Source organism: Knoellia sp. B-D-2 (genome assembly GCF_057714695.1).
In genome coordinates this window covers 1,676,892-1,700,854 of the sequence record NZ_CM173189.1, presented here as the reverse complement: position 1 = coordinate 1,700,854, position 23,963 = coordinate 1,676,892, and the positions used below count along the sequence as shown (strand labels likewise).

At 70.3% G+C, this 23,963-nt stretch carries 22 protein-coding genes, 1 pseudogene and 1 riboswitch; of the genes and pseudogenes, 18 read left to right on the top strand and 5 right to left on the bottom strand.

The window, feature by feature from the left end; translation table 11 throughout:
• Positions 1-136 precede the first annotated feature (136 nt).
• From AC3EU2_RS08095 to AC3EU2_RS08080, 4 genes are read left to right on the top strand one after another with little or no spacing between them, the layout of a single operon-like run.
• On the top strand, positions 137-580 hold the full coding sequence (locus AC3EU2_RS08095; protein ID WP_488179191.1) for a phage tail protein: 444 nt from the start codon (positions 137-139) through the stop codon (positions 578-580).
• A 31-nt stretch (positions 581-611) separates the two neighbouring features.
• Positions 612-947, top strand: coding sequence for a YnfA family protein (locus AC3EU2_RS08090; RefSeq protein WP_488179190.1), 336 nt, complete (start codon positions 612-614; stop codon positions 945-947).
• 36 nt (positions 948-983) lie between these two features.
• Positions 984-1,232, top strand: a complete 249-nt coding sequence (locus tag AC3EU2_RS08085) for a DinB family protein (RefSeq protein WP_488179189.1) — start codon at positions 984-986, stop codon at positions 1,230-1,232.
• 25 nt (positions 1,233-1,257) lie between these two features.
• Complete coding sequence (locus AC3EU2_RS08080) at positions 1,258-1,512, top strand: hypothetical protein (protein WP_488179188.1); 255 nt, start codon at positions 1,258-1,260, stop codon at positions 1,510-1,512.
• A gap of 235 nt (positions 1,513-1,747) precedes the next feature.
• Here the strand turns inward: AC3EU2_RS08080 and AC3EU2_RS08075 are convergent, their stop codons facing one another.
• The 3 genes from AC3EU2_RS08075 to AC3EU2_RS08065 all read right to left on the bottom strand — a co-directional run bounded on the left by AC3EU2_RS08075 (position 1,748) and on the right by AC3EU2_RS08065 (position 5,745).
• Positions 1,748-2,944 (bottom strand): Fic family protein, encoded by a 1,197-nt coding sequence (locus AC3EU2_RS08075; RefSeq protein WP_488179187.1) that lies wholly within the window; start codon positions 2,942-2,944, stop codon positions 1,748-1,750.
• 355 nt (positions 2,945-3,299) lie between these two features.
• On the bottom strand, positions 3,300-5,063 hold the full coding sequence (gene dnaB / locus AC3EU2_RS08070; RefSeq protein WP_488179186.1) for a replicative DNA helicase: 1,764 nt from the start codon (positions 5,061-5,063) through the stop codon (positions 3,300-3,302).
• Positions 5,064-5,469: 406 nt separating this feature from the next.
• The gene (locus AC3EU2_RS08065; RefSeq protein WP_404386064.1) at positions 5,470-5,745 is read right to left on the bottom strand and encodes a DUF2277 domain-containing protein; all 276 of its coding nucleotides are present in this window, start codon (positions 5,743-5,745) and stop codon (positions 5,470-5,472) included.
• A 176-nt stretch (positions 5,746-5,921) separates the two neighbouring features.
• On the opposite strand from AC3EU2_RS08065, the gene AC3EU2_RS08060 reads away from it, so the two are divergent.
• Together AC3EU2_RS08060 and AC3EU2_RS08055 are read left to right on the top strand one after the other, a co-directional pair.
• The gene (locus AC3EU2_RS08060; protein WP_488179185.1) at positions 5,922-6,281 is read left to right on the top strand and encodes a hypothetical protein; all 360 of its coding nucleotides are present in this window, start codon (positions 5,922-5,924) and stop codon (positions 6,279-6,281) included.
• Between the two features lie 74 nt (positions 6,282-6,355).
• Positions 6,356-7,714, top strand: a complete 1,359-nt coding sequence (locus AC3EU2_RS08055; RefSeq protein ID WP_488179184.1) for an MATE family efflux transporter — start codon at positions 6,356-6,358, stop codon at positions 7,712-7,714.
• Here AC3EU2_RS08055 and AC3EU2_RS08050 read toward each other — a convergent pair.
• Positions 7,711-9,237 carry a gamma-glutamyltransferase gene (locus AC3EU2_RS08050; RefSeq protein WP_488179183.1) on the bottom strand — a complete coding sequence of 509 codons (1,527 nt, stop codon included), beginning with the start codon at positions 9,235-9,237 and terminating at the stop codon, positions 7,711-7,713. The genes AC3EU2_RS08055 and AC3EU2_RS08050 overlap by 4 nt on opposite strands.
• A gap of 36 nt (positions 9,238-9,273) precedes the next feature.
• On the opposite strand from AC3EU2_RS08050, the gene AC3EU2_RS08045 reads away from it, so the two are divergent.
• The 8 genes and pseudogenes from AC3EU2_RS08045 to AC3EU2_RS08010 form a co-directional block, all read left to right on the top strand.
• Positions 9,274-9,414, top strand: coding sequence for a hypothetical protein (locus AC3EU2_RS08045; RefSeq protein WP_488179182.1), 141 nt, complete (start codon positions 9,274-9,276; stop codon positions 9,412-9,414).
• Positions 9,411-10,880 (top strand): amidohydrolase family protein, encoded by a 1,470-nt coding sequence (locus AC3EU2_RS08040; RefSeq protein WP_488179181.1) that lies wholly within the window; start codon positions 9,411-9,413, stop codon positions 10,878-10,880. Before AC3EU2_RS08045 ends, AC3EU2_RS08040 begins: the two co-directional genes overlap by 4 nt.
• Positions 10,881-10,885: 5 nt before the next feature.
• Positions 10,886-11,335, top strand: coding sequence for a cupin domain-containing protein (locus tag AC3EU2_RS08035; protein WP_488179180.1), 450 nt, complete (start codon positions 10,886-10,888; stop codon positions 11,333-11,335).
• Between the two features lie 94 nt (positions 11,336-11,429).
• Positions 11,430-12,479: a BMP family ABC transporter substrate-binding protein gene (locus tag AC3EU2_RS08030; RefSeq protein ID WP_488179179.1), complete on the top strand. Its 1,050-nt coding sequence runs from the start codon at positions 11,430-11,432 to the stop codon at positions 12,477-12,479.
• 159 nt (positions 12,480-12,638) lie between these two features.
• Positions 12,639-13,832, top strand: coding sequence for an ABC transporter permease (locus AC3EU2_RS08025; RefSeq protein ID WP_488179178.1), 1,194 nt, complete (start codon positions 12,639-12,641; stop codon positions 13,830-13,832).
• 1 nt (position 13,833) lies between these two features.
• Positions 13,834-14,823: an ABC transporter permease gene (locus tag AC3EU2_RS08020; RefSeq protein ID WP_488179177.1), complete on the top strand. Its 990-nt coding sequence runs from the start codon at positions 13,834-13,836 to the stop codon at positions 14,821-14,823.
• Between the two features lies 1 nt (position 14,824).
• Positions 14,825-16,393 carry an ABC transporter ATP-binding protein gene (locus tag AC3EU2_RS08015; RefSeq protein ID WP_488179176.1) on the top strand — a complete coding sequence of 523 codons (1,569 nt, stop codon included), beginning with the start codon at positions 14,825-14,827 and terminating at the stop codon, positions 16,391-16,393.
• 29 nt (positions 16,394-16,422) lie between these two features.
• Positions 16,423-16,779 (top strand): annotated as a pseudogene (locus AC3EU2_RS08010) (alpha/beta fold hydrolase); the annotation flags it as partial.
• A 107-nt stretch (positions 16,780-16,886) separates the two neighbouring features.
• Here the strand turns inward: AC3EU2_RS08010 and AC3EU2_RS08005 are convergent.
• The gene (locus tag AC3EU2_RS08005) at positions 16,887-17,156 is read right to left on the bottom strand and encodes a hypothetical protein (protein WP_488179175.1); all 270 of its coding nucleotides are present in this window, start codon (positions 17,154-17,156) and stop codon (positions 16,887-16,889) included.
• Between the two features lie 224 nt (positions 17,157-17,380).
• Here AC3EU2_RS08005 and AC3EU2_RS08000 point away from each other — a divergent pair, with 224 nt between their 5' ends.
• The 4 genes from AC3EU2_RS08000 (at position 17,381) to AC3EU2_RS07985 (ending at position 23,762) form a co-directional block, all read left to right on the top strand.
• Positions 17,381-18,493: a ferredoxin reductase gene (locus tag AC3EU2_RS08000; protein ID WP_488179173.1), complete on the top strand. Its 1,113-nt coding sequence runs from the start codon at positions 17,381-17,383 to the stop codon at positions 18,491-18,493.
• A gap of 82 nt (positions 18,494-18,575) precedes the next feature.
• Complete coding sequence (locus AC3EU2_RS07995) at positions 18,576-19,883, top strand: fatty acid desaturase family protein (RefSeq protein ID WP_488179171.1); 1,308 nt, start codon at positions 18,576-18,578, stop codon at positions 19,881-19,883.
• A gap of 85 nt (positions 19,884-19,968) precedes the next feature.
• Positions 19,969-20,169: riboswitch (cobalamin riboswitch) on the top strand.
• Positions 20,170-20,340: 171 nt separating this feature from the next.
• Complete coding sequence (locus AC3EU2_RS07990) at positions 20,341-22,731, top strand: ribonucleoside-diphosphate reductase subunit alpha (RefSeq protein WP_488179170.1); 2,391 nt, start codon at positions 20,341-20,343, stop codon at positions 22,729-22,731.
• Positions 22,728-23,762, top strand: coding sequence for a ribonucleotide-diphosphate reductase subunit beta (locus AC3EU2_RS07985; RefSeq protein ID WP_488179169.1), 1,035 nt, complete (start codon positions 22,728-22,730; stop codon positions 23,760-23,762). Before AC3EU2_RS07990 ends, AC3EU2_RS07985 begins: the two co-directional genes overlap by 4 nt.
• The last annotated feature ends 201 nt before the right edge of the window (positions 23,763-23,963 follow it).

Here is a 23,963-nt window from a genome sequence, read left to right as displayed (position 1 = left end):
TCCGGCGGCGCCGCCTCCGGACGACCTTCGACGCTCGGCGTCCGCCAACGGGTGTGCCGGGCTGGCCGTTGACGCCCGATTCCGTGGCTGCCACCCTGCTCGAGACAGGTGCCACGGTCGGACGGAGGGTCACACCATGCCGGGTCGCCGAGAACAGGACGGCATGGCCGGCCACCATTTCGGCCTCGAGGTCGACGGCGTGCGCGTCGCGATGCTCACCGAGGTCACTGGGCTGGCGACGGAGCGCGACGTCATCGAGCTGAGGGAGAACGGGGCCGACGGACGGGCAGTCGTCAGGAAGCTGCCCGGCGACCTCGAGGTGGGAGAGGTCGTCGTGAGTCGGTTGCTGAGCGCCGACCGGACCTTCGAGCAGTGGATGGACGACGTCGCCCTCGACGCGGCCGGCGCCAGGCGGAACGCCGCCGTCGTCGTGTTCGACCGCCAGGGCCAGCCCGTCGCCACGTTCACCCTGGCCCACGCGTGGCCCCGCCGGCTGGAGTACACCGGCCTCAGGGCCGACGCGTCGGAGCTGCTCACCGAGCGACTCGTGCTCGTCCACGAGGGCATCGACCGCACCTGACGCCGTCTGCGGTCCTGAGAGGATGCGCGACATGACGATCGCCCGGTCTGCGTTCCTGTTCGCCTTGGCCGCTCTCGCGGAGATCGGCGGCGCATGGCTGATCTGGCAGACCGTCCGGGAGCACCGGGGGTGGGCGTGGGCCGGGGCGGGAATCATCGCGTTGGGCCTCTACGGCTTCGTCGCCACGCTCCAGGCCGACGCGAACTTCGGGCGGATCCTGGCTGCGTACGGGGGCGTCTTCGTGGCCGGGTCACTGGCTTGGGGCATGGCGCTGGATGGCTTCCGCCCGGACCGGTACGACCTGGTCGGTGCCGCGATCTGTCTTGTCGGGGTCGGGGTCATCATGTACGCGCCTCGCGCCGCCTAGCGTCAGCATCCGTGCCATGCACGGGGAAGGAGCGTCATGAGTGATCCGGCGGACCGGCAGACCATTCAGGCGGAGCTGGAGCGCGCCCGCGGGCTGCTCCACGACCTCGCGGCCAGTGCCTCGCCCACGGACCTGCAACGGCGCACCACCGGCACGAGGTGGACCAACCGACAGATGCTGTTCCACATGGTCTTCGGCTACATGATCGTGTGCGCCCGCTCGGGTTGGTGCGTCTGTTCGGCCGGCTCCCTGACGGTTGCAGCCAGCGGTTCGCCCGGACGCTGAATGCGGCAGGCGACCGTTCCATGCGGTGAACTACCTCGGCTCGTGCGGTGGCGCGATGGTCTTCCATGGCGCCCGTCTCGAAGCGCAGGCCGACCGGGTCATCGCACTTCTGCACCGACGTTTGGACCACGAAACTGACGAGTCCTTGGCTCGCCGAATGCACTTCCCTGTCGACTGGGACCCGTTCTTCCGCGACACGATGACTCTGCTTGACGTCTACCACTACGGCACTGAGCATTTCGACTTCCACGCCCAACAGCTGACCCTGACACCCTCCTGACCATCACCTCGACCGTCATCACGCAGGGTGTGAGGCGACATGAAAAGTGTCACCGCCCGCGACACGGAGCGTCACTGGTGACACCCCGTGTCGCTCAGCCACAGAAGGGATGGGACGCATCTCTGCCGCTTCGGGCGGGATCGACTGTGGTTCATGAAGATGGGCAGGAAGATGATGATGAAGAAGATCGGATGAACCGCAGGTGCGGCCAGGGCCGCTAGGGCGTGCTGTGCGGTCAGCCTCGGCGGGCGCGTGCAGCGAAGTCGTCGAGGGCCGTGATGACGTCTTTGGCGATGTAGACGATGTTGCGCTGGACGCCGCTGGCCTTTTCGACGATCCCGGCGCCCATGAGTTGCCGTATCGCGTTGTCCGCGGCGGGTTGGGACACCTTGGTCCGGTCCTGGATGAGGGTCGAGGTGATGGCGGGCTGGCTCAGCAGGACGGGTAGGGCACGCCAGACCGCGGCGTCGCTGCGGGCGGTGATACGCACCGTCCAGTCCTGGTAGGCAGTGTTGAGGTCGTTGGCGAGGACGCGACCGTTGTCGACGGCGGAGAAGGACGCCCGTGCGAACCGTTCGACGATGGGGCTGGGGTCGCCGTGCCGGTAGGCGGTGAGGGCGTCGAAGTACGCGTCGGTGTCGTTCAGGAGTCCGGCGGAGACAGGCAGCGTCGTGCGTGTTGTGGCCCCGCCACCCTTGAGGAGGGCGTGGACGAGCGCGCGGCCGGTGCGGCCGTTGCCGTCGTTGAAGGGGTGGATCGTTTCGAACTGGGCGTGCGCCAGCGCGGCTTGGGTCAGGAGGGGAATGTCGGTACGGGTGGTGAACGCGCAGAGGTCGTGGATGCTGGCCTGGACCCGGCCGTGGTGCGGAGGAACGAACACGGCTCCGTGTGGGGTTGGTGATGCCCCTATCCACACCTGCGCGTCCCGGAACCGGCCAGGGTTGGCGTGGTCCTGACCGCGCATGAGCGCTTCGTGAATGTCCAGGATCGTGTCCGGGGTGACCTTGTCGGCGAGGGCAACGGCTCGGTTCATGGCCGCGACGTTCGCGGCGACGAGTGTGGCGTTGCTGCCGTATTTGGCGAAGCCGATCTCGGCCAAGGCCAGGGCGCGCGCGCCGGTGGTGATGTTCTCGATCTGGGACGAGGAGGCTGACTCGGTCCGCAGGAGAACTGAGGACAGCGGGGCGAACTCGCCGTCCGGGAACATCGTTGACAGTTCGGCATCGAACCGGGCGATGGCGTCGCGGGCGTCGTCCGCTGCCGCTGCGATCTGTGGGTCGACCGCGAAGGGCATGGTGGCGATGTCGGCCGGGATGGCGGCTTTGTAGGTGCTGCGGATCTTGGCGCGTTGGGTTCGCGACAGGCGCTGGGAGACGTCCGATTTCCACGGCACGTCGTCCCAGTTCAGCGCTAGCGCGGGCGTGACAGTCACCTCGTTACCCTTTCTTCCGTGATCCCTAAGATAAGGATATACGAATATCCTTATCTTCGACGTGACGTTGGAAAAGGTTAGCTGCCATGCGGGACGGCGTGTCCTGAGAGCCCCGGTGGCTCATCGAGGAGACGACTGCCCGTCCGAGCAGTGGACGCGTCCACATGCCGTTCAAGATCCTGCAACAGATCGTGGACGGTCAACCACACCCATCGACGTCCGGGTCACCACACTCGAACGTCTCGCCACCGCCCTCAACCGGAACCAACCCCATCATGAACACCGACTTCGCGAGGCACTCGATGTCGCGAGCGGTGACACTGTCGTGCCGCTACACACAGGGCGTCGTCTCGAGCTAGAAGCCGCCGTCCTTGGCCATGTTGCTGAACCTGCTGTAGTGGCCCTGGAAGGCGAGGACGAGGTCGGCCGTCGGACCGTTACGGTGCTTGGCCACGATGACGTCGGCCTCGCCATCGCGCTCGGGGTCGGAGCGGTCCCGGTGCAGCAGGATGACGAGGTCGGCATCTTGTTCGATCGACCCCGATTCACGCAGGTCGGACATCTGCGGGCGCTTGTCGGTGCGCTGCTCCGGTCCACGGTTCAGCTGCGAGATCGCGATGACCGGGACCTCGAGCTCCTTGGCGAGCAGCTTGAGCGCACGCGAGAACTCGGCGACCTCCTGCTGGCGGGACTCGACCTTCTTGCCCGAGCTCATCAGCTGGAGGTAGTCGATGATGACCATCTTGAGGTTGTGCTGCTGCTTGAGCCGGCGGCACTTGGCCCGGATCTCCATGAGCGACATGTTGGGCGAGTCGTCGATGAAGAGCGGGGCGTCCGAGATCTTGCCCATGACGCGGGCCAGCTTGTTCCACTGCTCCTGGCCCTTGAGGCCCTTGCGAAGGTCCTGCAGCTGGATGGTGGCCTCGGCCGAGAGGATGCGCATCGTGATCTCGGTGCGGCTCATCTCCAGCGAGAACACGGCCGTCGCCATGCCGTGCTTGATCGCCGCGGCGCGCGCGATGTCGATCCCGAGCGTCGAGTTGTGGGTGGGGATGCGAGTCGGCCCGGCGAGGTACAGGTGCTCGGCGTTGTCCACCTCGACACAGCGCACCAGCACCGACGGTGTGGCACGAACACTCTGGACGTACCGCGTGTCATGAACGATCTTGGGCCTGAGACCGAGGTCGACCATGTGCTGCGTGCTCACGACCTCCCCGCCCTCGATCGCCCACTGGTGCTCGGCGTCCGCGACGATGACCGATCCGTCGGAGAACTCGACCTCGTAGCACGGCCGGCCCTCCATGACCTCGGTCGCTGCCACGACACGGGTCGGCCGACCCGAGGCGTCGAGCAGGAGGTCGCCGGTCGCGACCGCACCCATGGTGGTCCATCCCGACGGAGTGGGGAGGGGGGTGTCGAGCGACAGCGCCTTGCCGACGGCCGGGCGCGCCGCGATGACGATCATCTGACCGGCGTGCAGCCCGTGGGTGAGGTTGTCGAGCTCGATGAACCCCGTCGGCACCCCGATCATCTCGTCGGTGCGGCCGGCCGCGGCCTCGATCTCCTCCATCGTCGCGTTGAGGAGCTCGCCGAGCTGGTGGTAGTCCTCGCCGCCGCGCTTCTCCGCGACCGAGTACACCTCGGCCTGCGCGCGGTTGACGATGTCGTCGATGTCCCCCTCGCCCTGGCCGTACCCCATCTGCACGATGCGCGTGCCGGCCTCGACGAGACGGCGCAGGACGGCGCGCTCGTGGACGATCTCGGCGTAGTACCCGGCGTTGGCTGCGGTGGGCACCGACTGGATGAGCTGGTGGAGGTAGGCCTGGCCGCCGACGCGGGTGAGGTCGCCACGCTTGGACAGCTCGTCGGCGACCGTGATGGCGTCGGCGGGCTCCCCGCGACCGTAGAGGTCGAGGACCGCGTCGTAGATGAGCTCGTGCGCCGGGCGGTAGAAGTCGACCGACCGGACGACCTCGAGGCAGTCGGCGATGGCGTCCTTGTTGATGAGCATCGAACCGAGGACGGACTGCTCGGCCCCGAGGTCCTGGGGTGGGAGCCGGTCGTCGGAGGGACCGCCGCTGGAACCCGTGTAGCCGTTGCTCAGCTCAGCGATCGACACCTGCCCACCCTTCCGTTCGAATTCCAGTACGCCATCTCACCCAGTGCAGCAGCCGCCACCGACACCGCGCCGTGCACTCGGCCCGGGCCAACCTAAGCCGTTTGCGGGAGCGGTTCCACCGCCCCTGTGCACAACGTGTGGACAGACGGTGCAAAACGCCCGACCTTGTTGTGCACAGCCGGTGGACAGCCCTGTGGACAAGCCCGACGATCGCGTTCCCGCAGTCCGCTGACCTGCGACGACGCGGATCCACCGATGTGTGAAAAAGAAAGTCTCGGGCGTGTCCTGTCCACATGCCCCGACCCGACCGGCATGGCCCGATCGGCCTGATCAGGCCATTCCCGAGCCCCCATACCACGCAGTAACCCCCGGCGGGAACCCCTCCCGGCCGCCAGATCCGGGCGTCTCAGCCGGCTCGTCCATACCTCTCGGCCGACCGGGCCCGCGCCTTGGCCGCCTCGATCTCACGGTCCTTCGGCGGCGCGGTCGTCACGAGGTGGTCGAGCAGGTGCTGGGTCGCGTCCGCGACCTCCCGTACCGCGGCGTCGAACGCCTCCTGGTTCGCCTGCGACGGCTTGGTCGACCCGCTCACCTTGCGCACGTACTGCAGCGCGGCGGCATACACCTCGGAGTCCGTGGCCGGTGGCTCGAAGTTGTGCAGCTGACGGATGTTTCGGCACATGCCCCGAGCGTATGCCGCCCGCTCCGGACCCGACACCCCTCGCGTGCCGACCGGAATCCGCGGATTCGTGGGTTCCGAGCCAACCCGGCGCTCCCTAGCGTCCGACCTGGTGGTTCGCCGCCCGCCCGGCCCAAGGGCCGGGAAGTCAGTTCCGTTCAACGACGATGGGAAATGACATGTTGATCTCCGTACGCACCGGTCTCGCCGCAGCAGCCACCGCCCTGGCACTCAGCTTCTCCGCACCGGCCGCGAACGCGCAGCCGGCACCGACGGCGGTCACCACCGCCACCACTGCCACCACCACCCGGGTCGTGGCCGCCACGACCGCCCTGCCCTGTGGCTTCAGCTTCTGGAACCAGAGCTACCGCAACTGCACCTGGGGCAACCGTTACGTCGTCGCCAACGCGCACGAGTCGATGTCGGGCCGCTGGGTGACCTACCGCTACTGCTTCCGCCCCGGACAGCAGAAGAGCCCGCTCGCCGTGTGGGGGATGCTCGTCTGGACCGTCAGCGAGTTCGGGCCGGGCAGCTGCTGACCCCGCTCCAGTGACGACCCGGCGGGGTCGGGCGCATCGGCGCCCGGCCCCGTCGGGGCACTAGGTTCGCACCCGTGACGACGCCGGCCGAGCAGTCCCAGCACCGCGAGGTGCTCCGACTCGCCCTTCCCGCGTTCCTCGCGCTCGTCGCGGAACCGCTCTTCCTCCTCACCGACTCCGCGATCGTCGGCCACCTCGGCACGCCGCAGCTCGCCGGCCTCGGTGTCGCGAGCGCGATGCTCCTCACCGCGGCCAACATCTTCGTCTTCCTCGCCTACGGCACCACCTCCGTCGTCGCCCGCATGCTCGGTGCGGGCAACCGCAACGGCGCCATCGCCGCCGGCATCGACGGCACCTGGCTCGCGGTCGGCCTCGGCACCGTCACCGCGGTCCTCGTCGCGGTGCTCGCCGGTCCGATCTGCCGGCTCTTCGGCGCCTCCCCCGAGGCGCTCGGCCACGCCGTGACGTACCTGCGGATCTCGGCGATCAGCATCCCGGCCATGCTCGTCGTCCTCGCGACGACCGGTGTGCTGCGCGGGCTCCAGGACACGAGGACTCCTCTCGCGGCGAGCGCCCTCGGGTTCACGAGCAACATCGCGCTCAACCTCCTCTTCGTCTACGGGTTCGGCTGGGGCATCGCCGGCTCCGCGCTCGGCACCGTCATCGCCCAGACCGGCATGGCCGCCGCCCTCGTCGCCGTCCTCGTCCGCGAGTCCCGCCGCCACCAGGTCACCCTGCGGGCCCACCCGGGACGGATCCTCGGAGCCGCGCGGACCGGCATACCGCTGCTCGTCCGGACCCTCGCGCTGCGCGCCGTCCTCCTCGTCACCACGTGGGTCGCCGCCGACCTCGGGGACGTGCCGCTCGCGGCGTACCTGGTGTCGGCGACGATCTGGAGCTTCCTCGTCTTCGCCCTCGACGCCATCGCCATCGCGGCGCAGGCGCTCACCGGCAAGGCGCTCGGCGCCGGCGACCTCGACCGGGCCCGGTCGACGACGACGCTGATGATCCGGTGGGGCGTCATCGGGGGCGCCGTCCTCGGGATCGTCGTGCTCCTGCTCCACACCGTCCTGCCGCAGGTCTTCACCGGCGACCCGGAGGTGCAGGCCGCGATCGGCGCCGCGCTCATCGTCGTCGCCCTGTCGCAGCCGCTCAGCGGCTACGTCTTCGTCATCGACGGCGTGCTCATCGGCGCCGGCGACGGGCGCTGGCTGGCGCGGGCGATGCTCGGCAACCTCCTCGCCTACCTGCCGCTCATCCTCGGCGTGCACCTGCTCGGGGACTGGCTGCTCGCGGACGACTCGGGGCGCGGCACGAGCAACGCGGTGACCTGGCTGTGGCTGGCCTTCGCCGGCTTCATGGCGATCCGCGGCGTCCTCATGTGGGCGCGCGTGCGCACCGACCGGTGGATGGTCACCGGCGCGACCCGCTAGGAGACACCGACCGCCGCCTCGCGGCGCGGGTCACCGGCGGCGCTGAGCTTGCCGTCGCCATCCCGGTAGGCCGCGCCCACGCCGCCGAAGTACATCGACAGGTCGCCGTGGTCGAGCCCCGGCAGCCCGGCCCGGGTGACCGCGGCGGCGATCGCGACGTCGGCCTCGTGCTCGACGAGCGCCGCCCCCGACCCGCCGAAGCGCACGTGCATCCGCGGCGCCCGGATCGCCGCGTCGAGGTCGACGCCCCGCAGGCACAGCTGGTCGAGCACCTGCATCAGGGCCGTGGTGATGCGGTCGGCGCCCGGCGAGCCCACCGCGAGAACCCGTCCGTCCGCGGTGCGCCCGACCGTCGGCGCCATGTTGGAGGCGAGCCGGGTCCCGGGCGTCAGCGCGTGCAGCCCGAGCCGGTTGAGCTCGGGTTCGCCGAGCGCGTTGTTGAGGAGCAGGCCCGTCCCGGCAACCGTGACCCCGGCCCCGTAGCCGCTCGACATCGTCACCGCGCAGGCCAGCCCGTCGCTGTCGACGGCCGAGATGTGCGCCGTCGACGCCGACGTCGGCAAGCCTGCCAGCCCGTGCCGGTCGACCGAGGCGAGCAGCGCGTGACCGTCGGCCTCGAGGTCGTGCGAGTGGTCGTGCACCGTGAGCCGGTAGGACAGCACCGCGCGCTGGATCCGCAGGATGTCGTCCCACGACGGCTCGCCGGTCCGCGCCAGCTCACCGAGCATCACCGCGAGCATCGGCCCGCCGACCGACGGCGGCGGGTTCACGGCGATGTCCCAGTCCCCCACCGCGCGCCTCAGCGGCTCGCGGACGACGACCTCGTATGCCGCGAGGTCGGCCTCCGTCACCAGCCCACCGTTCGCGAGCATCTCGCTCGCGAGCGCACGTCCGACCTCGCCGGTGGTGAGGAGCGAGGCCCCGGTTCGCGAGATCTCGCCGAGGACGGCCGCGAGCTCGGTGTTGCGCGCCACATCGCCTGCCGTGAAGGGGGATCCGTCGAGCCGGCGGGTCACCGTGCGCGCCCCGTCGTCGTGCCCGAAGAGGACCTCGCCGACGATCGAGAGGTAGAAGGCGGCTGCGCCACCGATGGGGTAGCCGTCACGACAGGCCGCAGCGGCCGGCTCGACGACCGACGCCCACGGGCGCGACCCGAAGCGCGCGACCGCCGTCTCGCAGGCGGCCAGGGCGCCGGGCACGGCGACCGAGCCGTGACCGGCATACATCGTCACGCCGCCGCCGTAGTCGGTGACGACCTCGCGCACCCCACCGCCGAACGCTTCTCGCGGCAGTCCCCGTCCCGGCATGACGACGTTGCCGTCGAGGAGCACCGGGTCACCCGACGCCGGCCAGACGGTGACGAACGCCCCGCCGGCGAGGCTGACGATGCCGGGCTCGGTGCTCATCGACGTGACGGCGGCGGCGATGGCGGCGTCGACCGCGTTGCCGCCCTCCGCGACGACCGCCCGTCCGGCGGCGAGGGACGCCGGACCCGTCGCCGCGACCGCCACCCGCCTCCTCATGCGAGGCATCCTCGCACCACCGGTAGCGTGACGCGCGTGAGCCGCCAGCCCTCGGGAGTCATCGTCGGCGGGGGCGTCCCCACCCTCGACGCGCCCGACGAGGCGCGCCCCGGGAGCGTCGGGACGGCATACGGCGCGGTCGAGGCGACCGTGCTCACCGGTGAGGACGGCGCGTGAGCCGAGTGGTCGTGCGCGACCTCGCCCTCGTGGTGACGGTCGACGCCTCTGACACCGTGCTGCGCGACGTCACGCTCGTCGTGGAGGACGGCGTCATCACGGCGATCGGCCAGGACGTGGCACGGGGCGTGGCTCCCGGCGTGGACAGTGACGGGAGCGAGGTCGTCGTCGACGGCCGCGGCCGGCTCGCGCTCCCCGGGCTCGTCAACCTCCACACCCACCTGCCGATGACCCTGCTGCGCGGCATCGCCGAGGGCGTTGACCTGCAGGGCTTCCTCGAGCGGGTCTGGGCCGCCGAGGGCGCCGTCATGGACCCGGCGACGGTCGAGCTCGGCGCCACCCTCGGGGCCCTGGAGTCCCTGCTCGGCGGCTGCACGACCCAGCTCGACATGTACTTCCACCACGAGGCCGCGCACCGCGGTGCCGTCGCGGCCGGGTCGCGGCACGTCGGCGGGCCGACCTTCTTCGACGGCCCGGGTCCCGACGGGCTCGCGTGGGAGGAGCGCATCGCCGGCCTGCGCGCGTGGCCGTCGGCGATCCGTGAGGCCGGCGGTCCGCGGGTGCCGGTCGCGGCGATGCCGCACAGCACCTACACCTGCTCGGTCGAGCACCTCGCCGAGTTGGGCCGGGTCCTGGCCGAGGTCGCGGACGGGGTCACGGACGAGGTGGCCGGCGACCTCTCCCCGGTCCTGCACACCCACGTCTCCGAGAACGCCGCCGAGAACGCCGACCTCGCGACCCGACTCGGCGCCACCCCCACCGAGCTCCTCGCCCGCGCCGGCCTCCTGCGTCAGGCGCCGCCGCAACGTCAGCGCCAAGGGGCGCTAGAACAGCCATCGGCGCTGACGCAACGGGGGGTGGGTGGCGGGACGGCGGGAGTGCGGGTCGTGTTCGGGCACGGGGTGCACCTGTCCGCCGAGGACCGGGCGGCCGCTGCCGCCGCGGGTGTCGCCGTCGCCCACTGCCCCGGGTCCAACCTCAAGCTCGCCTCGGGCGCCCTGGACTGGGAGCGGTGGCGTGCGGACGGCATACGGCTGGGCCTGGGCACCGACGGATGCGCGAGCTCGAACGACCTCGACGTCTGGCAGGCGATGCGCCAAGCCGCCCTCCTCGCCGCGCTGACGAGCGGGCGGCCCGACATCGGCGCCACCGCGATCCTGCGGGGCGCGACGATCGACGGCGCCACCGCGCTCGGCCTGGACGGGCTCATCGGCTCGCTCGAGGTCGGCAAGCGGGCCGACCTCGTCCTGCTCGACCTCGAGCAGCCGCACCTCACGCCGGTCCACGACGTCCCCGCACTGCTCGTGCACGCCGCCGGCAGGGGTGATGTCACCCACGTCCTCGTGGATGGGAGGATCGTCGTCAGCGAGCGCCGCAGCACCCTGCTGGACACCCGCGACCTCCTGGACCGGTGTCGCGGCCGGGCTCGCGACGCAGCCGCCGCCCTCGACGCCCAGGAAACCTGACCCGCATGCGCACCGCCGAGCAGATCATCGACGAGCTGGGGATGGAGCCGCTCCCCCACGAGGGCGCCTTCTTCGTCGAGGGCCCGCGCACACAGGAGCTCTCCTCGGTCCTCGTCCTGCTCACCGCGGCACCCGAGGGCTTCTCGGCGATGCACCGGCTCGCGGTCGACGAGGGCTGGCAGTGGCTCGACGGGGCACCGACGGCACTGTTGCGGCTGCGCGAGGGCCGCAAGCGCAACCACGGCAGCCTGAGCCTGCTCGGCCGGCACCGCCGCCAGGTGCTCGTCAAGCGCGAGGTCTGGCAGGGGGCCGCGACGCTGGGGGACTGGAGCCTGCTCTCCTGCTGGTGCAGCCCCGCCTACCGACCCCAGCACTTCACCCTCGGCGAGCGCGCTCCGCTCGTCGAGGGCTTCCCGGAGTATGCCGCGGAGATCGCCGCGCTGACCCGCCAGTAACGAGACGGCAACGGATTCGCAAGCCAGTCTCAGCAGCCGGAGCGGACGGCTACAGTTCGGGGGCATCCTGCACACCCCCAAGGAGTAGACCCCTATGAAGGCCAAGCCTTTCCTCGTCGCGGCCCCCGCCGCCCTCGCCCTCGTTCTCGCCGGCTGTGGCGGTAGCACCGGCGACACCAGCTCGGACGGCAGCTCGGCCGCCCCCAAGGACTGCTCCTCGGCGGACGTGTTCTGCATCGGTCTCGTCACCGACACCGGTTCGGTCGACGACAAGAACTTCAACCAGGCTGCTTGGGAGGGTGTCAAGGCTCTCGAGGGCGCCGGCGTCCAGACCAAGTACATCGAGACCAAGGACGCCAAGGACTACGCGTCCAACCTCAAGCAGTTCACCGACCAGAAGTACGACGCGATCGTCACGGTCGGCTTCCTCATGGCCGAGGCCACGGTGACCGCCGCCAAGGCGAACCCGAACGTCAAGTTCATCGGTGTCGACCAGTTCCAGGACGAGAAGAAGACCGCGCCCAACGTCACCGGCCTGATCTTCCCCGAGGCCAACGCCGGCTATGCCGCGGGCTACCTCTCGGGTCTCATGACCAAGACCAACAAGCTGGGTGTCGTCCTCGGCGCCGAGATCCCGCCGACCCAGGCCTACGCCAAGGGCTACGAGCAGGGCTCCAAGGCCGCCAACCCCAAGACGACCGTCGCGAAGGTCTACCACCCCGCCGGCGACAACGCCTTCACCGACTCCCCGTGGGGCGCCGGCGAGGCCAAGAAGATGCTCGCGCAGGGCGCGGACATCATCTTCGCCGTCGGTGGCGGCACCGGCAACGGCGCCCTCGGCGAGGTCGCCAAGTCCTCCGGTGCGGGCACCTCGCTCTTCTGCGTCGGTGTCGACGTCGACCAGTGGAACACCGTCCCCGAGGCCCAGCCGTGCCTCATCACCTCGGCCGAGAAGAAGCTCGTCAACGGGACCTCCGACCTGCTCAAGCAGGCCAAGGACGGCTCCATCAAGGGCGGCAACTTCGTCGGCAAGACCGGGCTCTCCGAGTACCACGACTTCGACTCCAAGATCCCGGCCGACGTCAAGACCAAGGTCGCCGACGTCGTCAAGCAGCTCGAGGACGGCACGCTCAAGGTCGCCTGATCGACAGCACCCCGCTCGGCGCTGTGTGACGGCGCTGCGGGTCTCACCGATCCACTCGGTCCGGTGACCCCGTCCGATACAGTCCGAGCATGATTTCGACGGAACGGGTGCCCTCTTTTGAGGGCACCCGTTCCTCCGTTTCGACCACCACGGAGAGTCATGACTGACCCCGACCGCCCGCCGGCGAAGGACGCGCCGCCCGCGTCGTCGCAGGACGCCCCCGACGAGGCCCCGCTCGCGGTCCCCGTCGTCGCGGAGCGGGGCGCCCCACCGCCCCCGACCGGGGTCCTCGGCTACCTCGTCCGCCACCAGGCGATCGTCGTGCCCCTCATCTCCGTGGTCCTCGCGTTCGTCATCGGCGCCTTCCTCATCCGGGCCCAGGGGTTCAACCCGACGTACGCGTACCAGCGACTCTTCACGCGCTCGTTCCTCACCGAGGGTGGGCTCCTCGCGACGCTGCAGAAGACGACGCCGCTCATCCTCGTCGGGCTCGCCGTCGCCATCCCGCTCAAGGTCGGGCTCTTCAACATCGGCGGCCAGGGACAGCTCATGGCCGGTGGCATCGGCGCAGCCTGGATCACCTACGCGCTGCGTGACCTGCCCGCGCCGTTGATCGTCATCGTCGCGGTCGTCGTCGCCGTCCTCTTCGGCGCCATGTGGGCGTCGATCGCGGCGCTGCTCAAGACGACCCGCGGCGTCCACGAGGTCATCTCGACGATCATGCTCAACTCGATCGCGGTCGGGCTCATCGACTGGTTCATCAACGGTGGCCCGCTGGCCGACCCGGGCCAGCCGTTCCCCGCCTCATACGCCGTGCCCGAGGGCGCGCGGCTCACCCCCTTGGGCGTGCTCCCCTGGGGCCTGCCCGTGGCGCTGCTCCTCGCGGTCCTCGTCGCGTGGATGCTCAAGCGCACGACGCTCGGCTTCGAGCTCCAGACCGTGGGTCGCAACAAGTTCGCCGCCGGGTACGCCGGGATCTCCACGACGAGGTCCACCCTCATCGCGATGGCGATGTCTGGCGGGCTGGCCGGACTCGCAGGGGTCTTCGAGCTCCTGCAGATCGAGCCGTACCGCTACCAGAACGGCATCGCCGGATCGCTCGGCTTCGACGGCATCACCATCGCGCTGCTCGCCCGCGGCAACCCGCTCGGCACGATCCCCGCGGCGATCCTCGTCGGTGCGATGCGCGCCGGTGCCCCGAGCCTGCAGTTCGAGCTCGGCATCCGCCCCGAGATCGTCGACGTCCTCCTCGCCATCACGCTGCTCATGGTCTCGTTGCCGGTCATCGCGAAGTGGATCTTCCGACGACACGCGGCCAAACAGACCCAGCTCGCCGGAAGCTGGGGTGCCTGACATGGAGTGGTTGCAGCGCAACAAGATCTGGGTGGGCGCCTCCACGCTCATCCTCGTCGCGGCCTACGTCTTCTACTTCGCGAACTCGAACATCGCCGTCTCGATGTTCTCGTACGCGTGGTTCCTCGCGGTGCCCCTCGTCCTCGGAGCGATGGTCGGTGTCATCGGTGAGCGCTCCGGCGTCGTCAACATCGGCATCGAGGGCCAGATGCTCGTGGGCGCCTTCGCCGGGTTCTTCGCCGCGGCGGCCACCCAGTCGATCGTCGTGGGAGTCATCGCGGGTGCCCTGTCCGGCATCGCGATGGGTGCGTTCCTCGCGTTCTCGACCGTCAAGGGCCAGCTCGACCAGATCATCGCCGGTGTCGTCATCAACATCGTCGCCACGGGCATCACCTCGTTCTACTTCGAGTCCGGCAAGACGATCCCGCGCGGCCTGCCGAACTTCGACGTGCCGCTGCTGTCGAAGATCCCGCTCATCGGGCCGGTGTTCTTCTCGGACGGGCCGATCGCCCTCTTCGCGCTGATCATCGCGTTCGCCCTGCACGTCCTGCTCTTCAAGACGCGGTGGGGCCTGCGCACGCGCGCCGTCGGTGAGTACCCCTCGGCGGCCGACACCGCGGGTATCAACGTCATCGCGCTGCGGCTGTTCAACGTCACCGTCGCGGGCACCCTCGCCGGGCTCGCCGGCACCTACCTGTCGATGGAGGCCACGAGCACCTTCGAGCGGGGCATGAGCTCGGGACGAGGCTTCCTCGCCCTGGCCATCCTCATCTTCGGGGCGTGGCGTCCCCTGCGGGCCCTCGCTGCGGCGCTGTTCTTCGGCTTCATGCAGTCACTGGCCTCCCAGCTCCAGGCGAGTGACGTCGTCAACATCCCCCAGCAGTTCATCAACCTGCTGCCCTTCGTCCTCACCCTCGTCGTGCTCGCCGCGGCCGCGGGTCGAGTCCGAGCGCCGGGCGCCGTGGGGCAACCGTTCGTGAAGGGCGACTGACATGACCGACACCCCAGCTCAGGACCGGACCGGCGGCGCGCGCGAGACGCTGCTCGAGATCGACGGCCTGTCGAAGTCGTTCGGGACCGTCCACGCCAACCAGGACATCTCGCTGCGGGTCGACCGCGGCGAGATCGTTGCGCTCCTCGGCGAGAACGGCGCGGGCAAGTCGACGCTGGTCAAGCAGATCTTCGGACTCATGGCGCCCGACGCCGGCACGATCACCATCAAGGGCGACTCGAGCCGGATCAAGGACCCCAAGGACGCGATCCGTCGCGGCATCGGCATGGTGCACCAGCACTTCCAGCTCGTCCCCGTCATGACGGTCGCCGAGAACCTCATGCTCGGCCACGAGACCACCCGCGGCGGCAGGCTCGACCTCGACGGCGCCCGTGACATGGTGCGCGAGCTGGCGGCCCGGCACAACCTCTCCGTCGACCCCGACGCCGAGGTCGAGGACCTGCCGGTCGGCACGCAGCAGCGCGTCGAGATCCTCAAGGCGCTCTCGCGCAAGGTCGACCTGCTCATCCTCGACGAGCCGACCGCGGTGCTCACTCCCCAGGAGACCGACGAGCTGCTCGGGGTCATGAAGGAGCTCGCCGCCGGCGGGACGTCCATCGTCTTCATCACCCACAAGCTGCGCGAGGTGCTCGCCGTGGCCGACCGCTGCTACGTGCTGCGCCAGGGCAAGGTCGTCGGCGGCGTCGACGACCTGTCCACGACGACGACGAGCGACCTCGCCAGCATGATGGTCGGGCGTGCCGTCGTCCTGCGGGTCGACAAGGACGACGCGACCCCCGGCGAGACGGTGCTGTCGATCAAGGACCTGCACGTCCGCGACGACCGGGGCCTGCCCGCCGTCGACGGGTTCGACCTCGAGGTGCGCGCCGGTGAGATCGTCGGCGTCGCCGGCGTCGAGGGCAACGGCCAGCGCGAGCTCGTCGAGAGCCTCGCCGGCATGCGTCCCCCGCTCAGCGGCTCCGTCCACCTCGGCTCGGGAGCGGACTCCGTCGACATCACCCGGTCCAACGCGCGCGACACCAACAACGCCGGCGTCGGCCACGTGCCCGAGGACCGGGAGAAGCACGGACTCGTGGGCGGCTACTCGATCGCCGACAACCTCGTCCTCAACCGCTACGACGAAGCCCCCTTCGCCAAGGGATTCATCCGTGACTTCGGTGCGGTGCGCGAGTACGCCGAGGGCCTGCGGACCGAGTTCGACATCCGCTCCCCCAACGTCGAGGCCCCGGCGGGGTCGCTCTCCGGCGGCAACAAGCAGAAGGTCGTCGTCGCCCGCGAGATGTCGGCGAAGCCGCGCCTGCTCATGGCGGCACAGCCGACCCGTGGCGTCGACGTCGGCTCGATCGAGTTCATCCACCGCCGCATCGTCGAGGCCCGAGACGCCGGGGCCGCCGTCCTCCTCGTCTCGGCCGAGCTCGACGAGGTGCTCTCGCTGGCGGACCGGATCGCCGTCATCCACGGCGGCAAGGTCGTCGCGGAGATCGCCGGCAAGGACGCCGACCGCACGCAGATCGGCCGCCTCATGGCCGGCGACTCCGACTCCCACTGACCTCGACCTTCTCGTGGCAGTCTGGGCTCATGGCTGACGCCCCGAAGGTCGAGACCCGCACGCTCGAGCTCCCCGAGGTGGACCTCGTCCACGACGTCCGTGGGCCGCTCCCCACGGCGGACGGGCGGCCGCCGCTGCTCATGATCGGGCAGCCGATGTGCGCGGACGGCTTCGAGGCCCTGGCGGCCGAGTTCCGGGACCGCACCGTCGTCACCTACGACCCCCGGGGACTGGGCCGCAGCACGCCCCGCCGGGACGGCCGCACCGACCAGACGCCCGAGGACCAGGCGGCGGACCTGCACGCCCTCGTGGAGCACCTGGGTGCCGGACCTGTCGACGTCTTCGCCAGCAGCGGTGGAGCGGTCACCGCCCTCACCTGGGTCTCCACCCACCCCGAGGACCTCGTCACCGTCGTCGCCCACGAACCCCCGGTCCTCGGGGCGCTCCCGGACGCGAAGGCCGCGACGCGCGCATCCGACGAGGTGGCGCGCGCCTACGCCGAGCGCGGCTTCGGGGCGGGGATGGCCGCCTTCATCAGGATGAGCGGCTGGCAGGGCGAGTTCACCGAGGAGTACTTCGCCCAGCCCCCGGCCGACCCGGCCCACTTCGGTCTGCCGACCGAGGACGACGGGTCCCGCGACGACCCGCTGCTCTCGGACCGCGCGGACGCCGTGACGGCCGCCCGACCGGACCTCGACGCGCTCCGGCGCCCGGAGCCCCGCGTCGTGCTCGCCGTGGGCGAGGAGACCGGCGACACGATCACGGCGCGCACCACCCGAGCCCTGGCCGAGCAGGTCGGCCTGCCGGTGGCGTCTTCCCCAGCCACCACGGCGGCTTCGCGAGCGCCGAGGGTCCGTGGCCGGGCAGGTCCGTCGAGTTCGGGGCCCGGCTCGCCGAGGTGCTCGCGGACCGGTAGCCCCCCGGCCGTGGTCCGAATCACGACCTACGGACTCGTAACCTACGGGAACGTAGGTTACGCTGGCGTACGTGACTGCAACGCTGAACCGCCTCGCCCCGAGCCGACGCCCCGCGCGCCTTGCCGGACTGCTCGACGGCGCACGCAAGGTCGCCGAGGCCATCGCGACGCCCCTGGTCCCCGCCGACTACCTCGACCTCATCGACCCGCTCCGGGCCGGCGCCGACCTGCGCGGCCGCATCGTCTCGGTGGCCCACGAGACCGCCGACGCCGCGACGATCACGATCCGCCCGGGCAAGGGCTGGCTCGGCCACCGGCCCGGCCAGTACATCCGGATCGGCCTCGACATCGACGGGGTCCGCCACTGGCGCGCGTACTCCCTGACCCACCGTGCCGACGCCCCCGACGGCCTCATCAGCATCACCACCAAGGCCATCCCCGACGGCAAGGTGAGCAACCACCTCGTCCGCCGCGCGACCCCGGGCACGCTCGTCATGCTCGACCAGGCGACGGGTGACTTCACCCTCCCGCAGGCGGCGCCCGCCAAGGCCCTGTTCCTCACCGCCGGCTCGGGCATCACCCCGGTCATCGGCATGCTGCGCAACCACCTGGGCGAGCTCACCGACGTCGCCCACATCCACTGCGCGCCGACCGAGGCCGACGTCATCTTCCGCGAGGAGCTGCGCGGGTATGCCGCCGCGAGCCGGCTCACGCTGCACGAGAACCACGACGACGTGGCCGGGATCCTCGACCTCGCCTCGCTGGGCGACCTCGTCCCCGACTGGCGAGAGCGCGAGGTCTGGGTCTGCGGCCCGACCGGCCTGCTCGACGCCGCCGAGGCCCACTGGGCCGATGCCGGCCTGGCCGAGCTGCTCCACGTCGAGCGGTTCCGGCCGAGCATCATCGAACCCGGCGAGGGCGGCACCGTCACCTTCGAGGCCAGCGGCGTCCTCGTCGACGCCGACGGCTCCACCCCGATCCTCGACGCCGGCGAGGCCGCCGGCGTCCTCATGCCGAGTGGCTGCCGGATGGGCATCTGCTTCGGCTGCGTGGTCACCATGCGCGACGGTGCCGTGCGCGACCTGCGCAGCGGCGAGATCACCGTGGCGGACGAGTCCACCGCCGGCACCAAGATCCAGACCTGCATCAACGCCGTCGCCGGTCGCTGCGACATCGACCTCTGACCCCACACCCCTGTCTTGTGTGCCTGAGCGCGAGCCATACCTCGCGCTGGGGCACACGAGGCGAAGAGTTAGGAGACACCTCATGACCCTCGCCCCCGAACGCACCCGCACGGCCACCGCCACCACCCCCGGCATCAACTCGCGCCTGTCGGTGACGAGCGCCGAGCCCCGGCCGCAGCGCCCCGAGTTCAAGAAGTCCGGTCGCCCGAACCCCGCCGCCCACCTCTCCCCGGAGCAGATCGAGGAGATCGGGCGCGAGCTCGACGCCCTGCGCCAGGAGGTCCTGGACTCGCGCGGAGCCAAGGACGCGGCCTACATCCGCAAGGTCATCAAGACCCAGCGCTACATCGAGATGGGCAGCCGCGCCGCCCTCCTCTTCTCCGGCGTCAAGGTCAAGGGCGTGCGCCCCATGTGGTGGCTCGGCACGGCCGGACTCTCCGTCGCCAAGATCCTCGAGAACATGGAGATCGGCCACAACGTCATGCACGGCCAGTGGGACTGGATGCGTGACCCGAAGATCCACTCGACCGCGTGGGAGTGGGACAACGCCTCCCCGTCGAGCCAGTGGAAGCACAGCCACAACGAGATCCACCACACCTTCACCAACGTCCTCGGCCGCGACAACGACCTCGGCTACGGCATCCTGCGGGTCGACGAGGACCAGAAGTGGACCCTGTTCTACCTCTTCCAGCCGATCTGGCACGTCGCCAACGCCCTGCTCTTCGAGTACTCCATCGCGGCGTACGACCTCGAGCTCGGGGGCTACCTCGCCAAGAAGAACCGGATGAGCGACGAGGACAAGGCCACGTTCCACGCGGACGCCCAGGAGGTCGTCGCCAAGATCAAGCGCCAGGCGACGAAGGACTACCTCGTGCACCCCGCCATGGCCGCGGCGACGTTCACCGGATCGACCCGGCACACCCTCACCGCGAACATCGTCGCCAACCTCGTCCGCAACGTCTGGACGAACACCGTCATCATCTGCGGCCACTTCCCGCCCGGGATCGAGACCTTCGAGAAGACCTCGATCGAGGGCGAGACCCGTGGCGACTGGTACCTGCGCCAGATGCTCGGCTCCGGCAACATCTCCGGCTCCAAGGCGATGCACCTCATGACCGGCAACCTCAGCCACCAGATCGAGCACCACCTCTTCCCGGACCTGCCGAGCAACCGCTACGCCGAGATCGCCCCGCGCATCCGCGACCTCATGGAGCGCAACGACCTCAGGTACGTCTCCGGCAACCTCGCCAAGCAGGTCGGCGGCGTCTACTGGAAGGTCGTCGAGCTGTCGCTCCCGCCCAAGCGCGAGGGCACGACCCGGCGCGCCACGGTGCTCAAGGCCGCCAAGCGCGCCCTCCGGGGCAAGGGCGGGGCCGGCCGGCGGTACTGACCGCCGCCGCGACACGCGGCGACACGCCGGCACCACATCTCGTTCCCTGAGACTGCGGGACCCACCACATACGGTGGGTCCCGCAGCTGGTTCACCTCCGCACCCCGGTGTGGTGGTGAGGCAACAGGGAACCCGGTGCAAGACCGGGACTGCCCCGCAGCGGTGAGTGGGAACGACCGCCATCTCCCCGGCCTCCGCCGGGGAAACAGCACTGCGCCTCCGGGCGTGGGAAGCGATGGCCAGTAGGCGGCTTCGGCCGGGCCCACGAGTCCGAAGACCTGCCAGCGCACCGTGCCCGCCCGGGCACGGTGGTCCGAGGCCTCGTGGGACGGCCGACGACAGGTCAGGACGTCGTCACGGCACCCGTTGTCCGGGTATGCCGTCCGCTCCCCTCTCGTGACCGTCGTCCTCCCGCGCGACCACGGACCTCCAGGTCTGGTCTCGCGAGGAGAGAGTCATGACAGTGGTGGAGCACCGCCCCCAGATGCACGTCCGCAAGCGCAACGGCGACAGCGAACCGGTGGACGTCGGCAAGATCGTCCGCGCCGTCGAGCGGGTCAGCGCCGACCTGCTCGAGGTCGACCCGCTGCGGGTCGCGACCCGCACGATCAGCGGCCTCTACGACGGGGCCACGACGCAGGAGCTGGACCAGCTGTCCATCCAGACGGCGGCCCAGATGATCGGCGAGGAGCCGCAGTACTCGCGCCTCGCGGCGCGGCTGCTCGCCGGGTTCCTCGACAAGGAGGTCCGCGGCCAGGGCGTGGCGTCGTTCAGCCAGTCGGTCGCCCTCGGGCACGCCGAGGGCCTCATCGGCGACGACACCGCCCGGTTCGTCAAGGACCACGCCCGCAAGCTGGACTCGGCGGTCGACCCGCTCGCGGACCACCGGTTCGAGTACTTCGGGCTCCGCACGGTCGGCGACCGGTACCTGCTGCGCCACCCGACCTCCCGCCTCGTCATCGAGACCCCGCAGTACTTCCTGCTCCGGGTCGCGTGCGGTCTCGCCACCTCGGCCAAGGAGGCGGTCGGCTTCTACCGGCTCATGTCGAGCCTGGCCTACCTGCCCTCGAGCCCGACGCTGTTCAACTCCGGCACGGCGCACCCGCAGATGTCCTCGTGCTACCTCGTCGACAGCCCGCGCGACGAGCTCGACTCGATCTACTCGCGCTACCAGCAGGTGGCCCGGCTCTCGAAGTTCGCCGGCGGCATCGGCATCGGCTTCTCCCGGGTGCGCTCCCGTGGTGCGCTCATCCGCGGCACCAACGGGCAGTCGAACGGCATCGTGCCCTTCCTGCGGACCCTCGACTCGTCCGTCGCCGCGGTCAACCAGGGCGGCCGGCGCAAGGGTGCGGCCTGCGTCTACCTCGAGCCGTGGCACCCCGACGTCGAGGAGTTCCTCGAGCTGCGCGACAACACCGGCGAGGACGCCCGCCGGGCCCACAACCTCAACCTCGCCAACTGGATCCCCGACGAGTTCATGCGCCGGGTCGAGGCGGATCAGACGTGGTCGCTCGTCGACCCCGACCAGGCACCGGAGCTCGTCGACCTCTGGGGCCCGGCGTTCGAGGAGGCCTACCGGCTGGCCGAGTCCGACGGTCGCTGGGTGCGCCAGGTCAAGGCGCGCGACCTCTACGCGAAGATGATGCGGACCCTGGCCCAGACCGGCAACGGGTGGATCACGTTCAAGGACGCCTCGAACCGCACGTGCAACCAGACCTCCGACACGGGCGGGGTCGGCGCACCCGTGGTGCACCTCTCCAACCTCTGCACCGAGATCATCGAGGTCTCCTCCGACGGCGAGACGGCCGTCTGCAACCTCGGCTCGGTCAACGTCGCCGCCCACCTCACCCGGGACCGGGACGCCGTCGACTGGGACCGCCTGCGCGCCACGGTCCGCACGGCCCTGCCGTTCCTCGACCGGGTCATCGACATCAACTACTACCCCTCGCCCGAGTCCGCGGCGTCGAACCCACGCTGGCGGCCGGTCGGCCTGGGCCTCATGGGGCTGCAGGACGTGTTCTTCGCCCTGCGCCTGCCGTTCGACTCCCCGGAGGCGAAGGAGCTGTCGACCCGTCTCTCCGAGGAGATCTACCTCACCGCGCTCGAGGTCTCGACGGAGCTGGCCGAGCGGCACGGTGCGCACCCGGCATACGACTCGACGCGGGCGAGCACCGGGATGCTCCAGCCCGACCTCTGGGACGTGACCGGCACGCAGACGCAGCGCTGGGACGCGGTCCGCGTGCGCATCGCCGCGCACGGCCTGCGCAACAGCCTGCTCATCGCGATCGCCCCGACGGCGACGATCGCCTCGATCGCCGGCTGCTACGAGTGCATCGAGCCGCAGGTGTCCAACCTCTTCAAGCGCGAGACGCTCAGCGGCGAGTTCATGCAGGTCAACACCGCCCTCGTGCGCGAGCTCAAGACCCGGGGCCTGTGGACGCCCGAGATCCGCGAGCAGGTCAAGCGCGCCGAGGGGTCGGTCCAGGGGGTCACGGCGCTGCCCGAGGACGTGCGGTTGCTCTTCCGGACCGCGTGGGAGCTGCCGCAGAAGGCGCTCATCGACCTCGCCGCGGCCCGGCAGCCGTTCATCGACCAGAGCCAGTCGCTCAACCTCTTCCTCGCCTCGCCGTCGATCGGGAAGCTCTCGTCGATGTACCTCTACGCGTGGAAGGCCGGGCTCAAGACGACGTACTACCTGCGCTCGCGCCCGGCGACCCGGATCCAGCAGGCGACGGTCTCGATGTCCCCGACCGCCGCCGCCCCGCTCGCCACCACCACCACCACCACCGACGAGGCGGCAGTCGCCTGCTCCCTCGAGAACCCCGAGACCTGCGAGGCCTGCGAATGAGCACCACCCACACCCCCAGCCACACCCCGACGCGGATGCTGCTCGACCCGGGGATGAACCTCACCCTGCGGCCGATGCGCTACCCCCACTTCTACGACCGCTACCGCGACGCCATCAAGAACACGTGGACCGTCGAGGAGGTCGACCTGCACTCCGACCTCGCGGACCTGCAGCGGCTCACCGACGCCGAGCGGCACCTCGTGTCGCGGCTCGTGGCCTTCTTCGCGACCGGCGACACGATCGTCGCGAACAACCTCGTGCTCAACCTCTACCAGCACGTCAACTCGCCCGAGGGGCGGCTCTACCTCTCGCGCCAGCTGTTCGAGGAGGCCGTGCACGTGCAGTTCTACCTGACGCTGCTCGACACCTACGTGCCCGACGAGGCTGAGCGGCACGAGGCGTTCGCCGCCGTCGACACGATCCCGTCGATCAAGCACAAGGCGGACTTCTGCTTCCGGTGGATCGACACCGTCTTCGAGCTCGACGCCCTCGAGACCCGGGAGCACCGTCGCGCGTTCCTGCTCAACCTCATCTGCTTCGCGGCCGTCATCGAGGGGCTGTTCTTCTACGGCGCCTTCGCCTACGTATACTTCCTGCGCTCGCGCGGGCTGCTCAACGGGCTCGCGTCGGGGACGAACTGGGTCTTCCGGGACGAGTCGATGCACATGGCGTTCGCGTTCGACGTCGTCGACACCGTCCGGGAGGAGGAGCCGGAGCTGTTCGACGCCGAGATGGCCGGCCAGGTCCGGCAGATGCTCGTGGAGGGCGTCGAGGCCGAGGCGCAGTTCGCACAGGACCTCCTCGGGGGCGGGGTGGCGGGGCTCTCGCCGACCGACATGCGCAGCTACCTCGAGCACGTCGCCGACCGCCGGATGCACCGGCTCGGGCTCGAGCCGATCTACGGCTCGCCGAACCCGCTGGCCTTCATGGACCTGCAGGACGTGCAGGAGCTCTCGAACTTCTTCGAGCGCCGCGTCTCGGCCTACCAGGTGGGGGTGAGCGGCTCGGTCGGCTTCGACGAGGACTTCTGAGACGTCGACGCGACCGCACGCGTATGCCGTGTGCCCACGCAGGGGTGGGCACACGGCATACGCCCTGGTGGGGTGTCCACCACGCACCCGGCGTCGGCGCGCACCCGGCGGAGCCGTCATAATTCATGGACCAGGGATGTTGTCCCGGGGAGCTTGTCCACGACGAGAGACCTCAGTCAACCCCCATCACACAGACCACTG

Bases quoted from the DNA above. Each gene is read 5' to 3' on its own strand.
- AC3EU2_RS08095 (WP_488179191.1), top strand. From the start codon at position 137: ATGCCGGGTCGCCGAGAACAGGACGGCATGGCCGGCCACCATTTCGGC.
- AC3EU2_RS08090 (WP_488179190.1), top strand. From the start codon at position 612: ATGACGATCGCCCGGTCTGCGTTCCTGTTCGCCTTGGCCGCTCTCGCG.
- AC3EU2_RS08085 (WP_488179189.1), top strand. From the start codon at position 984: ATGAGTGATCCGGCGGACCGGCAGACCATTCAGGCGGAGCTGGAGCGC.
- AC3EU2_RS08065 (WP_404386064.1), bottom strand. From the start codon at position 5,745: ATGTGCCGAAACATCCGTCAGCTGCACAACTTCGAGCCACCGGCCACG.
- AC3EU2_RS08060 (WP_488179185.1), top strand. From the start codon at position 5,922: ATGTTGATCTCCGTACGCACCGGTCTCGCCGCAGCAGCCACCGCCCTG.
- AC3EU2_RS08050 (WP_488179183.1), bottom strand. From the start codon at position 9,237: ATGAGGAGGCGGGTGGCGGTCGCGGCGACGGGTCCGGCGTCCCTCGCC.
- AC3EU2_RS08035 (WP_488179180.1), top strand. From the start codon at position 10,886: ATGCGCACCGCCGAGCAGATCATCGACGAGCTGGGGATGGAGCCGCTC.
- AC3EU2_RS08030 (WP_488179179.1), top strand. From the start codon at position 11,430: ATGAAGGCCAAGCCTTTCCTCGTCGCGGCCCCCGCCGCCCTCGCCCTC.
- AC3EU2_RS08025 (WP_488179178.1), top strand. From the start codon at position 12,639: ATGACTGACCCCGACCGCCCGCCGGCGAAGGACGCGCCGCCCGCGTCG.
- AC3EU2_RS08020 (WP_488179177.1), top strand. From the start codon at position 13,834: ATGGAGTGGTTGCAGCGCAACAAGATCTGGGTGGGCGCCTCCACGCTC.
- AC3EU2_RS08015 (WP_488179176.1), top strand. From the start codon at position 14,825: ATGACCGACACCCCAGCTCAGGACCGGACCGGCGGCGCGCGCGAGACG.
- AC3EU2_RS07995 (WP_488179171.1), top strand. From the start codon at position 18,576: ATGACCCTCGCCCCCGAACGCACCCGCACGGCCACCGCCACCACCCCC.
- AC3EU2_RS07990 (WP_488179170.1), top strand. From the start codon at position 20,341: ATGACAGTGGTGGAGCACCGCCCCCAGATGCACGTCCGCAAGCGCAAC.
- AC3EU2_RS07985 (WP_488179169.1), top strand. From the start codon at position 22,728: ATGAGCACCACCCACACCCCCAGCCACACCCCGACGCGGATGCTGCTC.